8 protein-coding genes are annotated in these 13,119 nt (G+C 71.7%); all 8 read right to left on the reverse strand.

From position 1 onward, the window contains the following. Positions 1-25: 25 nt before the first annotated feature. On the reverse strand, positions 26-1,522 hold the full coding sequence (locus HDA41_RS13200; RefSeq protein WP_184983687.1) for a bifunctional cytidylyltransferase/SDR family oxidoreductase: 1,497 nt from the start codon (positions 1,520-1,522) through the stop codon (positions 26-28). A gap of 572 nt (positions 1,523-2,094) precedes the next feature. Continuing rightward, positions 2,095-3,645 (reverse strand): alkaline phosphatase D family protein, encoded by a 1,551-nt coding sequence (locus HDA41_RS13205; protein WP_184983689.1) that lies wholly within the window; start codon positions 3,643-3,645, stop codon positions 2,095-2,097. Positions 3,646-3,813: 168 nt separating this feature from the next. Further along, positions 3,814-5,301 (reverse strand): FG-GAP-like repeat-containing protein, encoded by a 1,488-nt coding sequence (locus HDA41_RS13210; protein ID WP_184983691.1) that lies wholly within the window; start codon positions 5,299-5,301, stop codon positions 3,814-3,816. Positions 5,302-5,454: 153 nt separating this feature from the next. Next, on the reverse strand, positions 5,455-6,891 hold the full coding sequence (gene obgE, locus HDA41_RS13215; protein WP_184983692.1) for a GTPase ObgE: 1,437 nt from the start codon (positions 6,889-6,891) through the stop codon (positions 5,455-5,457). A 126-nt stretch (positions 6,892-7,017) separates the two neighbouring features. Next, positions 7,018-7,272, reverse strand: coding sequence for a 50S ribosomal protein L27 (gene rpmA / locus HDA41_RS13220; protein ID WP_010041940.1), 255 nt, complete (start codon positions 7,270-7,272; stop codon positions 7,018-7,020). A gap of 14 nt (positions 7,273-7,286) precedes the next feature. Beyond that, the gene (gene rplU, locus HDA41_RS13225) at positions 7,287-7,607 is read right to left on the reverse strand and encodes a 50S ribosomal protein L21 (protein WP_004931419.1); all 321 of its coding nucleotides are present in this window, start codon (positions 7,605-7,607) and stop codon (positions 7,287-7,289) included. Between the two features lie 268 nt (positions 7,608-7,875). Further along, positions 7,876-12,057 carry an Rne/Rng family ribonuclease gene (locus HDA41_RS13230; RefSeq protein WP_184983693.1) on the reverse strand — a complete coding sequence of 1,394 codons (4,182 nt, stop codon included), beginning with the start codon at positions 12,055-12,057 and terminating at the stop codon, positions 7,876-7,878. A 255-nt stretch (positions 12,058-12,312) separates the two neighbouring features. Continuing rightward, the gene (locus HDA41_RS13235; RefSeq protein ID WP_184983694.1) at positions 12,313-13,095 is read right to left on the reverse strand and encodes a TIGR03936 family radical SAM-associated protein; all 783 of its coding nucleotides are present in this window, start codon (positions 13,093-13,095) and stop codon (positions 12,313-12,315) included. Positions 13,096-13,119: the final 24 nt, after the last annotated feature.

Raw genomic sequence — 13,119 nt, forward strand, 5'->3', positions numbered from 1 at the left:
ACTGAAGTCTATTTGGCGTCAATTATTACACGCCGTCCTGCCGGTCCAGCACCGAGGCAAGGGCCTGCTCGAAGCCGGAGGCGCGGGCCGCGCCGGCGGTCGGGTCCTGCTGGCGGACGTCGATGACGTGGCCGGTCATCTCGGACAGCAGCACGTCGAGCGAGGTGCGCGCCACGGCCTCGGAGGACAGCAGCGAGCCGGCCGGCTCCTGACCGAAAGCCTTGGTGCGCATCGGGGTGGCGGTGCGCTCGGGGTTGATGCAGTTGACGCGGACGCCGTCGCCGGCCCACTCGTCGGACAGGGCCTGGGTGAGGTTCACCATCGCGGCCTTGGTCGAGGAGTAGAGGCTGTACTCGGCGCGGCCGCGGGTGTAGCTGCTGGAGGTGTACAGCAGCAGCTGGCCCTTGGTCTCGGACAGGTACTTGTACGACGAACGGGCGATCTGCACCGGAGCCAGGTAGTTGACCTTCAGCGCCTCCTCGATGGTGGCGTTGTCGGTCTCGGCGAGCTTGCCGATGCGCAGCACGCCCGCGGTGTTCACCACGTAGTCGATGCGGCCGGTCTCGGCGTACGCCTTGGACAGCGCGTCGTCGACCTCCTCCGGGTTCTCCACGTGGGTGCCGGTGGTGGAGCGGCCCAGCGCGTAGACCGTGGCGCCGTAGGACTCGGCGAGTTCGGCGATGTCCTTGCCGATGCCGTAGGAGCCGCCGAAGACGACGACCGTCTTGCCGGTCAGCAGCTCGCGGTAGGCCTCCTCGGAGACCTGCTCGGGCGTGGCCGTGGAGGCGAGCTGGAAGAGCTTGTCGGCGATGAAGACGTCGACGGGCTGGGTGACCTTCATGTTGTACTCGTCACCCGCGACGACGTGGATCGGCACGTCCGGCAGGTACTTGAGCACGACGGAGCAGTCGTCGGTGGCCTGGAAGTTGGGGTCGCCGGCGGCGACCTCGTAGGCCCGCTTGATCGTGGACAGCTTGAAGGCCTGCGGCGTCTGGCCGCGGCGCAGCCGGGAGCGGTCCGGGATCTCGGTGATGAACTCGCCGTCCTCGCCGTGCGTGCGCGTGACGATGATGGTGTCGGCGGAGGGGATGGCCACGTCGACGGCCTGGTAGCGCTCCAGCGCGGTGACACAGTCGTCGATGACGCGCTGCGACAGCAGGGGGCGCACGGCGTCGTGGAAGAGGACGTTGACGTCCTCGCCCTCGGCGAGGCCCTCACCCAGGGCGGAGATGGCGCGCTCGGTGGTCTCGTTCCGCGTGGAGCCGCCCTCGATGATCTTCGAGACCTTCTTGAATCCGGCCTTCGCGACAATCTTCTCGATATCGGGCACATAGCCCGGCGCCATCAGCACGATGATGTCGTCGATCGAGTCGGCGTTCTCGAAAGTGGTCAGCGTGTGCTCGATGACTGCCTTGCCGGCGATCTTCAGCAGCTGCTTGGGGATCGACAGACCCACGCGCTGACCGGTGCCACCGGCCAGGATCACTGCGGTGGTACGGGGCTTGGCTATGTGCTGGGACACAGGTGACCTACCTTGGGGCGACAGGGAACTTGGAAATGGTCCCACTTGTGGTTACCGCAGTGCAAGGTGAGCGACCTCTGCCGCATATGTGCGCGCAACCTGTCATTCACCTCCCACTCCTGGTGATTGGTGAGACGGTGCCGCGACCCCCCGGGAAAAGCGCTGTGAGTAACTCCACAGATGCTCAGCGACGTCGGAGCCGCGTGAGACGGCGGTGACCGAGGACCTTCGAGAGTTCCTTGGACGATGTCCGGTGCACGGTACGCGCTTTGACAGTGCCCCGCGTACCGGCCCCGCCGCTCGCCGCGGCGGCTCCACGGCCGTGGCGTGCGGATCTTCACGTCCCGGGACGTGGGGCTGCACGCCTTCTTCATGGACCCGGCCGCGAATACGGCTCCCCCGGCCGTTCATTGCCGCGGAATTCCTGGTCAAGATTCCGCAGCATTTCGGTCTCGGTGAGAGCAATACGCGGCAAGCCCGGGTCGGACTTCTCACACGGCTCCCCGGTCTCGTACGACGAAGAGCCCGGCACTCCGAGGAGTACCGGGCTCACGCACGCGTCAGGGGCCGGGTCAGACGACCTCGACGCCAGGCCGGCCCGCCTCGACCCGCAGCTTGGCCAGCGTGCTCGGCGTCGCCGACGGCTGCCGTACGGTGTCGACCACCCTCACCTGCGCGTCGATGCCGTCGCGGCGGACGTCGAAGAGGTGGTAGCCGCGGTGGGCGTCGAGCAGCTTCCAGTGCGGGTTGTCCGGGCGCCGCGGGTCCCACTCCCTGCGGAAGGCCGCCTGGTCCTGGTCGCCGTTGCTGGAGATGGAGGTGCCGACGAACTCGGCGCCGACGACCGCGGAGTCCGGGTCGGCGTAGTCCGCCTTGAGGTCGCTGATCATCGTCAGGTGCCGGTCGCCGGAGAGCACGACGGGGTTGCGGACCTGCTTGAACTCCTGGAGGAACCGGTTGCGTTCGGCCTGGTAGCCGTCCCAGGCGTCGTAGAACCAGAGCTTGCCCTCGCCGACCTTGAGGTCCGTCTCGGCCATCATGATCTGGGAGGCGATCAGGTTCCAGCGGGCCGGCGAGTCCTGCAGCCCGTTCAGCAGCCACTGCTTCTGCCGCGCGCCCAGCATGGTCAGTGACGGGTCCTGGGCACCAGCCTGGCTGGTGGCCTGGTCGCTGCGGTACTGGCGGGTGTCCAGCACGTTGAGCCGGGCCAGGCGGCCGAACTCCAGGCGGCGGTACATCCGGATGTGCGGGCCGTTGGGGACGGCGGTCGCCCGGACCGGCATGTGCTCGTAGAACGCCTGGTAGGCCGCGGTCAGCCGGGCCACGAACGCGTCGTGCGGCTGCTTGTCCGGGTCCTGCGGGATCTCACCGGCGAAGTCGTTGTCCACCTCGTGGTCGTCGAAGCTCACCACGAAGGGCGCGTTCGCGTGCATCGCCGCGAGGTCGGCGTCGGTGCGGTACTGGGCGTACCGGTTGCGGTACTGGGTGAGGCTGAACGGCTCCCCGGTCCCCTCATGGCGCCGTACGCCCGTCGCCGACGGCGTCGACTCGTAGATGTAGTCGCCGACGAACACCACGACGTCCGGGTCCTGGTCGAGCATGTCGGCGTACGGTGTGAAATAGCCGTGCTGCCAGTTCTGGCAGGAGGCCAGCGCCATGCGCAGGGAGCCACCGGAGCTGTAGGGGTGGGGCGCGGTGCGGGTGCGGCCGACGGGCGAGAGCTGCCCGCTGGTGCGAAAGCGGTACCAGTACGTGCGGTCCGGGCGCAGCCCCCGTACGTCCACGTGAACGCTGTGCCCGTACTCGGGCCGGGCCTGGGCGGTGCCGCGGCGGACGAGCTTTCTGAACCGGTGATCCTCCGCGAGCTGCCACTCCACCGGCACCACCCGGTCGGGCATTCCGCCGCCGTTCAGCGGGTCCGGGGCGAGCCGGGTCCACAGCACGATGCCGTCCGGCAGCGGGTCCCCGGAGGCGACGCCGAGGCTGAACAGGCCGTCGGGCAGCGGTGTCTCGGCCCCGTGGGCGGTGGCCGGAAGCCACAGCTGGGCGGAGGCCGCGGCACCGAGGACCGCGGCACCGGCGGTCAGAAAGCGGCGTCGGTCGGGGGATACTGCTCCGGTCATCGGCTGACTCCCTTACCTCGCTGGCCACTTGGACACTGGGAAGCTTCACGCTCGCGGGCGGTCCGCCCGCTGAACGTCGGGGTTCACGTACATGACAACTAAGCAGACAGACGAGGACCCGCCGCCAGCACGGGAACAAGCCTTTGCCGGGGCGGGTCTGACGAGTTATCAGTAAGCGAATCCGGTGCCGAGGCGGGCACCTGTGGCGGTCGTGCCGAGAAGGGTGTTGCCGAACGTGGTGGTGGCGTTCGGGCTCACGACGGTCGCCGGGCCGGACCTGAAGTACCACACGGACCCGGCGTTGCCGTTCTCCCCCGGCGCACCCGCGGCCAGGTCGGCCAGGCCGTCGTGGTTGGCGTCCGCGAGGTGGACGGCCCTGCCGAAGGCGTCGTTCTTCTCGGCGGAGCCCGGCACGTCGGGCGTGTTCTGCGTGACCACCTGGGCGCCGGTGCCGGTGAGTCCGCGCGCGGTGCCGCGCAGGACGACGACGGCTCCCGCGTCGGCCACACCGCCCAGGTTCTCACCGGGCAGCCCGGTCACCACGTCCGGGTGTCCGTCGCCGTTGACGTCGGCGATCTGGACGTCGGTCCCGAAGCCGTCGCCCGCCTCGGCGCTCCCGGGCACGCCGGGGCTGTCCTGGTTGAGGTGCTTGGCCTTCACCCCGTCGGGCCCGTCCGGGCCGCCCGGGATCCAGGTGACCCGGCCGCCCTTCGCGGCGGGGGTGTCGAGGTCGCTGTCGTACCCGTCGACGGCCCGGCCGACCACGATGTCGTCGTAGCCGTCCCGGTCGATGTCCCCGATGTCGAGGTTCTCGCCGCCCTTGAGCCGGTAGCCGTCGGCGCCCTGCACGGTGATGTACGGCGTGAGCCCCTGCCCGGTGCCCAGCCAGTACACGACCCGGCGGGCGTCGAACTCGTCGCCGTCGATCTGCGTGCCCGCCACGTCCGTGACGCCGTCGCCGTTGACGTCGCCGGTGGCCAGGTCGAGGTAGCGGCTGTCGAACTCGTCCGTCAGGAGCTGCTCGCCGTGGGCCGTGGAGCCGTCCCGGGCGAACGGGCCTTTCAGCACGCGCAGATTGATCTGGTTCTCCACGGTCACCAGGTCCTCGGCACCGTCGCCGTTGACGTCCCCGACGGTCAGGCGCCCCTGGCGGCCGAGCCAGTCGTAGGACTTCCCGGTGGCCAGGACCGCCCCACCGGACAGGCCCTTCGCACCGCCCCACAGGACCTCGACCAGCCCGGACTCCTCGCCGCCGTCGGCCGTGTCCTCGCCGCCCACGCCGACCACCAGGTCCGCGTACCCGTCGCGGTCGACGTCGGCGGTGGTGAGCGCGCTGCCGAACGCGTCGTCCGTCTCGGGGCTGCCGGGCACGCCGGCCGTACTCTGGCTGAACACCTGCCTCTTCGTCGTGTCCAGCCCGTTCTTCGAACCGTAGACCACGGCGGCGTATCCGGCGCCCTTCTTGCCGCCGACGGTCGCGGTCGGGGCGGCCACGGCGAGGTCGGCGTAGCCGTCGCCGTTGAAGTCGTCGTGGAGCTTCGCCGCGGTGGAGGGCGCGGCGGGGGCGGCGTGCGCGGCCACCGGGGCGATGACGGCCGCGGCGACCGCGATGGCCGCCGCCACGCCGGCCGATCGGCCGATCCTGCGCTTGCTCATGGACTGGGGCACGTGAACTCCGGTGATCCGCTGGGCTGTTGCCGTGCGGAGAGGAACAAGATCCTCTCCGCACCGCCCACTACGACTCACCGAGGAACGACTTGGTTGCCCTGAAGTCCGTCGCCTGTTTGCTCTTCGTTAACGCGGAACCGATCAGAACGGCTCGAAGTCGTCGAACTCCTGCTGCGCGTCGTCCCGCTCGGCCTGCCGGTCCCTGCGGCGCTGCGCGGCCGGCCGCGACTCGTCCAGCCGGTGGTCCTCACCGCGTCGGCCGAGCATCTCGGCCCCGGCCATGACGGACGGCTCCCAGTCGAAGACCACGGCGTTCTCCTCGGGACCGATGGCGACACCGTCGCCGCTCCGGGCACCGGCCTTCATCAGTTCCTCTTCGACCCCGAGCCGGTTGAGCCGGTCCGCGAGGTAGCCGACCGCCTCGTCGTTGTTGAAATCGGTCTGCCGCACCCAGCGCTCGGGCTTCTCCCCGCGCACCCGGAACAGCCCGTCGGCCTCGCGCGTCACCGTGAAGCCGGTGTCGTCGACGGCCTTCGGCCGGATCACGATCCGCGTGGCCTCTGCCTTCGGCTTCGCCGCCCGCGCCTGCCCCACGAACTCCGCGAGCGCGTACGACAGCTCCTTCAGCCCCGTGTGCGCCACGGCCGACACCTCGAACACGCGGTACCCGCGTGCCTCCAGGTCGGGCCGCACCATCTCGGCGAGGTCCTTGCCGTCCGGTACGTCGATCTTGTTCAGGACGACGACCCGCGGACGGTTGTCCAGCCCGCCGTACTGCCGCAGCTCCTCCTCGATGACGTCGAGGTCGGAGACCGGGTCGCGTTCCGACTCCAGCGTGGCGGTGTCCAGGACGTGCACGAGCACACTGCACCGCTCCACGTGCCGCAGGAACTCCAGGCCCAGGCCCTTGCCCTGACTGGCTCCCGGGATCAGCCCGGGCACGTCGGCGATCGTGTACACGGTCGAGCCGGCTGTGACGACACCGAGGTTCGGCACGAGCGTGGTGAACGGGTAGTCGGCGATCTTCGGCTTGGCGGCGCTCAGCACCGAGATCAGGGACGACTTGCCGGCGCTCGGATACCCGACGAGCGCCACGTCGGCGACCGTCTTCAGCTCCAGGACGACTTCCCGCACGTCGCCCGGCTCGCCGAGCAGCGCGAACCCGGGCGCCTTGCGCCGCGCGGACGCCAGCGCCGCGTTGCCGAGCCCGCCCCGGCCGCCCTGCGCGGCGACGAACGACGTGCCGTGCCCGACCAGGTCGGCGAGGACGTTGCCCGCCTTGTCGAGCACCACCGTGCCGTCCGGCACCGGCAGGACGAGGTCCTGCCCGTCCTTGCCGGAGCGGTTGCCGCCCTCACCGGGCCTGCCGTTGGTGGCCTTGCGGTGCGGGGAGTGGTGGTAGTCGAGGAGCGTGGTGACGGACTGGTCGACGGTGAGGATCACGTCCCCGCCGCGCCCGCCGTTGCCGCCGTCGGGTCCGCCGAGCGGCTTGAACTTCTCACGGTGAACGGAGGCACAGCCGTGACCTCCGTTACCCGCGGCGACATGCAGCTCGACGCGGTCCACGAAGGTGGTCATGGTGTGTGCCTCCAGTGATGTACGGCCGTTGTGTGCGGGTTGTACGGGGTTGTTCTCTGCGTAACACGCGAAAGGCGGACCCGCTTCCCGTGAGGGAAGTGAGGTCCGCCTCGCGAAAGCTTCCGGTCAGGCGACCGGAACGATGTTCACGACCTTGCGGCCACGGTGGGTGCCGAACTGCACCGAACCGGCCTGCAGCGCGAACAGCGTGTCGTCGCCGCCACGGCCGACGCCGGCGCCCGGGTGGAAGTGGGTGCCGCGCTGACGGACCAGGATCTCACCCGCGTTGACGACCTGACCGCCGAAGCGCTTCACGCCGAGGCGCTGAGCGTTGGAGTCACGACCGTTACGGGTGGACGATGCGCCCTTCTTGTGTGCCATCTCTCCTCAGTCCCTTACTTCGCAGCCGCGGGGATCTCAGTGACCTTGATCGCCGTGTACTGCTGGCGGTGGCCCTGACGACGGCGGTAACCGGTCTTGTTCTTGTAGCGCAGAATGTCGATCTTCTGGCCCTTGTGGTGGTCCACGACCTCGGCCTGGACCTTGATGCCGGCCAGCACCCACGGGTCGCTGGTCACGGCGTCGCCGTCGACAACGAGCAGGGTCGAGAGCTCGACCGTGTCGCCAACCTTGGCAGTGGAAATCTTGTCAACCTCAACGATGTCACCGACAGCAACCTTGTGCTGGCGGCCACCGCTGCGCACGATGGCGTACACGCGGACTCACTCTCTCGCTCGGGAAACGGCACCCCCGCAGGCCAGCCGCCCGACACAGCGAGCGGCCTCTCCTGGGCGCCCGGCGCCCGGAGGATGAGGTTTACGGGGATGTGACGCGTCATTCGACACGCCGACGGTCAAGGTTACGGGGCTGCGGCCGAGGGGGTCAAACCGAGCCGGGCCCGCCGCCTGTGCGACCGGTCACGCCGGTCGCGTCCGCCGGGGCGTGCGCGCGTGTCGCGCACGCCCCGGCGGACGTCGAGGCGGGTCAGTCCTCGTCGGTGGAGGCCGAGACGGAGGAGCGGGACTGCTCCGCCGCGACGGTCTTCTTCGACGTGGTCTTCTTGGCGGCGGTCTTGGTGGTCTTCGCCGCCTTCTTCGCCGTCGTCTTCTTGGCCGCGGTCTTCTTCGCCGCGGTCTTCTTGGTGGCGGCCTTCTTCGCCGTGGCCTTCTTGGCCGTCTTGCGGGCCGTCTTCTTGGCCGGGGCCGACTCCTCGGCGGCCTCGCCCGACTCGTCGGCCGGGGCACCGGCTTCCGCCTGCTCCGTCCGCTCCTCCGCGGCGGCCGACGGGACGACCACGACGGCCGCCTCCTCGGACGCCGTGGACACGGTGGGCTTGCGCACGGCACGGCGCCGGGGACGGGCCGGGGCGGCGCTCTCGGCGGGCGCCTCGGCAGCCGCCGCGGGCTGTTCGGCCTGCTCGGGCGTCTCAGCGGCCTCGGGCGTGGCGGGCGCGGTCTCGGACACCGTCACCACGGTCGCCTCCGCCCCCGCCGGAGAACCGGCCGGCGCGGACACCTTGCGCGTCGCCCGCCGACGGCCACGGCCCTTGGGCGCGGCCTCCTCGACGGCCGGGGCCTCGACGACCGGGTCCTCGACGGCCACCGGCTCGGCGTGCGCCTCGGCGGCCGGCTCCGGCTGCACCGGACGGGCGACCTCCTCGGCGGCGGTCACGTCCTGAGCCGTCGGCACCTCGGCCGCGGCCTGCTCGGCCTTCCCGCCCTGCCTGACCTGCGGCTCCGCCGTCTCACCGCGCGGCGCACCCGCCGGAGCCGACGCCCGCCGGCTCGCCCGGCGTCGCGGCCGGCCGCGGCCGGCCGCGGCCTCCGCCTCGGCGGCGCTGCTGTACAGCTCCTCGTCGGGCTCGAAGACCGGCTCGGGCAGCGCGATCGGCTCGGCGATCTCGGCACCGACCTCGGCCTCGGTCTCGGCCTCCTCCTCGACGGTCTCGACGGCCGCCTCGTGCACGTGCGGCTGATCGGCGGCACCGGCACGCGCGCGCTTCTTGCGCTTGCCGCCGCCTCCGCCGGAGGTGGTCGGCTGCTCCATGTGCACGATGACACCGCGCCCGTTGCAGTGGACGCAGGTCTCGGAGAAGGACTCCAGGAGCCCCTGCCCGACCCGCTTGCGGGTCATCTGCACGAGCCCCAGCGAGGTCACCTCGGCCACCTGGTGCTTCGTACGGTCCCGGCCCAGGCATTCGAGCAGGCGCCGCAGCACCAGGTCCCGGTTGGACTCCAGCACCATGTCGATGAAGTCGATGACGATGATGCCGCCGAGGTCGCGCAGCCGCAGCTGACGCACGATCTCCTCGGCCGCCTCCAGGTTGTTCCTGGTGACGGTCTCCTCGAGGTTGCCGCCCTGGCCGGTGAACTTGCCGGTGTTGACGTCGACGACGACCATCGCCTCGGTCCGGTCGATCACCAGCGAGCCGCCGCTGGGCAGCCACACCTTGCGGTCCAGCGCCTTGGCGAGCTGCTCGTCGATCCGGTACGTGGCGAAGACGTCGACCTCGGAGGTCCACTTCGACAGGCGCTCGGCGAGGTCCGGCGCGACGTGCGAGACGTACCCGTGGATGGTCGACCACGCCTCGTCGCCGCTGACGACGACCTTGGAGAAGTCCTCGTTGAAGATGTCGCGCACGACCCGGACGGTCATGTCCGGCTCGCCGTACAGCAGTGTCGGCGCGTTGCCGTTCTTGGCCTTCTTCTGGATGTCCTCCCACTGCCCCTGGAGCCGCTCGACGTCCCGGCGCAGCTCGTCCTCGCTCGCGCCCTCGGCGGCGGTGCGCACGATGACGCCCGCGTCCTCGGGGACGATCTTCTTGAGGATCGTCTTCAGCCGGGCCCGCTCGGTGTCGGGCAGCTTGCGGCTGATGCCGGTCATGGAGCCCTCGGGCACGTACACGAGGTAGCGCCCGGGGAGGGAGACCTGGCTGGTCAGACGGGCGCCCTTGTGCCCGATGGGGTCCTTCGTCACCTGGACGAGCACGGACTGCCCGGACTTCAGGGCGGACTCGATGCGCCGCGGCCCGTTGGCCATGCCGAGCGCCTCGAAGTTGACCTCACCGGCGTACAGCACCGCGTTGCGCCCCTTGCCGATGTCGATGAAGGCGGCCTCCATCGACGGCAGCACGTTCTGCACCTTGCCGAGGTAGACGTTGCCGACGTACGAGGTCGACTGCTCCTTGTTGACGTAGTGCTCGACGAGCACGCCGTCCTCCAGGACGCCGATCTGCGTACGGTCGCCGTGCTGCCGGACGACCATCACGCGGTCGACGGCCTCGCGCCGGGCCAGGAACTCGGCCTCGGTGATGATCGGGACGCGCCGGCGGCCCTGCTCGCGGCCCTCCCGGCGGCGCTGCTTCTTGGCCTCCAGACGGGTCGAGCCCTTGATGGACTGCACCTCGTCGGACGGTTCGGCCTTGGGGCGGGGCTCACGGACCTTGACGACCGTGCGCTCCGGGTCGTCCTCGGTGGGCTCGGCGTCGGGCGCGGTGTCACCGGCCCGGCGACGGCGGCGACGGCGACGGCGGCTGCTGGTGGAGCCGCCCCCACCGGCCGACTCGTCACGGTCGGCGGCCTCGTCGGACTCGTCCTGGTCCTCCTCGGTCTGCTCCGCGGTGTCCTCGGCGTCCTGCGCGGCCTGTGCGGCGGCGACCTGGTCGGCCTCGGCGTCCGTGTCCTCGCCGCCCTCGCCGTCGGTGTCGGCGGACTCACCACGCCGACGGCGGCGGCCGCCCCGGCGACGACGCCGGCGCGAGCCGGGCCCCTCGGAGTCGTCCTGGTCCTCGCCCTCGGCGGAATCCTCGGGCTCCTCCGCCTCGTCGACGGCGCTCTCGTCGGCGGCACTCTCGGCGGCGGGGGCCACGGTGGCCTGGGCCTCGGGCTCGTCCGCGGAACCCCGGCGACGACGCCGGCGGCGCGACCCGCCGGGCTGCTCCTCGCGCACCTCGGCCGGCGCGGACTCCTCCGCCTCCTCGGGCTCCTCGGGCTCCTCGGCCCCGGCCGCCTCGGCAGCGGCTGCGGCAGCGGCCCGCTCCGGCGTCTGGAACTGGGGCTCGGTGAACACGGGCGCCTGGAACAGGGCGACAGCGGGCCGCGCGGGCCGCGCCGACGTCTCGTCCTCACCGGCGGCCGTGTCGGCGGCCCGCTCGGACTTGGCGGCACGGGAGCCCCGCGAGGGCTGTGCGGGCTCGGCGAAACCACTGGCCGCCCGGCGGACGACCCGGCGGCGGCGCCGCGGAGCGGCATCCTCGGCGGGCTCGGAAGCCTGGGCGGAGGCCTCGGAGGCTCCGTCGGACTCAGCGGCAGGGGAATCGGTCACAGGTGCCTTCGCCTCCTCGGCGGGCGAGCCGGCGGGGGCCTCGGCGGGCCCACCAGACGCGGCAGCGACGGCCTCGGCGGGCTCGTCGGTGGTGGCGACGGAGCCGGACCGGCCCGCGTCGGCGGTTTCTTCCGCCGCATCCGCGGCGGCAGGCGCCGCGGTGGGCGCGGTCACCCGTCGTGTGGCACGCCGCCGTGTCCGGCGCGGGGCAGCCTCCTCGGCGGCCTCCGCGGTCTCGGCGCCGTCGTCACCGGTCGTGGCGGACACGGGGGCGCTCGGCTCGGTCTGTGCGGCGGCAGCCGGCGCCGACGCCGTCTCCACCGCCTCAGCCGGAGCCGCGGAGGGCGACGTCACCGTGCGCGTCGCACGACGCCGGGTGCGCCGGGGAGCGGCGTCCTCGGGCACCTCGGCGGACGCGGCGGGGGCGGAGGCCCCGGCCTGCTCCGACGCCTCGGAAGCGGCGGTCACCGGCACTACGGTCTCGGCGGTCTCCGCGGACGCCGGAGCCCCGGCGGGCGCGGCAGCACGGCGAACCACGCGGCGCCGCTTCGGAGCGGCAGGCGCGGCCTCCTCTGCGCTCTCGGCGGCCTCGGAGATCTCCTGCGCCGCCGCGGCGGTCTCTTCGGCCTCGTCGGCCTCCACCGCGTCAGCCGCGAGGTCGTCGGGCTCCGCGGCCGGTATGGCCGGCGTGACGGTCTCCACCGGAGCATCGGAGGAGGCGCCGACGGGCGGACCCGCCGGGCGGGACGCGGCACGGCGCCGCCGGCGGGGCGGCAGGGTGTCGCTGGGAGTGTTGTGTTCGGAGTCCGTGGCGGACTCTGTGGGTTCGGTCGGTCCGAGCATGCGGGCTTTTCTCCCGTCAGGCTCCCGGGCGCCGCACCTGGTCCGGCTGTGCCGGTGACGTCCGCGGCTCGCGCTGTGCGCGTCGCCGCCGTCCGGGGCGCGGGCGCCGCTCGGGAGCTCTCTGTGTCCTGTCTCGCCGGTTCCGTACGCCGAATGCGTACGGCCTGGCGAAAGTCTTCTGGTCGGTGCGCTGCCCGACCCAGGTGGCTCCCGAGTCCCAGGGCGGCGCTTACGACGTCCGTCCCTACGCGGAACCTACGCCGGCGCCGTCGCGGCGGCAGGCGGTTCGGCCGTTGAGTGGGCCTCCGCTGCCTCGCGGTCGGGCGCGAGCGGGTCGGTCACCGTGCCGGTCTCTTCATCGAACAGCCCCTGCGCCAGCCTGGTCACCGCTGCGGGGACCGGCGGCGCCAGGTCGGCCACGGCGCGGAGACCGGACAGGACGTCGTCGGGTCGTACGGCAGGCGTCACGTGCCGAACAACCAGCCGCAGTATCGCACAGGGCTGGTCGGTCGGCCTATCAGCCTGCGAACTCTGTGTTTCTGTGAGGTCGCGGATCTCCAGGCTCACGACGGCGGAGCGAGCATCGAAGGTGCGCACCCCGTTCTTCGCGAGGCGCTGGACCTCTACGGTCTCGGCCGCGTTGAAGGCGTCCGCCGCTCGGCGGGCCTCCTCCTGCGACACGCCGTCCAGCCGCAGCTCCCACACCGAAGCCGTCAGCCGGTCGGCGAGGCCCGGAGTGCGGGCCTCGACCGCCTCGATGATGTCGAGCCCGGCGGGCATCGACTCGTCGAGAAGGATCCTGAGCTGCTCAGGGTCGCGCGCCTCGGTGAGCGCGATCTCCAGGTACTCCGCCTCACTGCCCGTGCCGGTGGGTGCGGCATTGGCGTACGACACCTTCGGGTGCGGAGTGAAGCCCGCCGAGTAGGCCATCGGCACCTCGGCACGGCGCAACGCACGCTCGAAGGCGCGCTGGAAGTCACGGTGGCTGGTGAACCGGAGGCGGCCGCGCTTGGTGTAGCGCAGTCGGATGCGCTGCACCGCGGGTGCGGGCGGCGGGCCTTC

The sequence above is a fragment of the Streptomyces caelestis genome (assembly GCF_014205255.1).
Classification (GTDB): Bacteria; Actinomycetota; Actinomycetes; order Streptomycetales; family Streptomycetaceae; genus Streptomyces; species Streptomyces caelestis.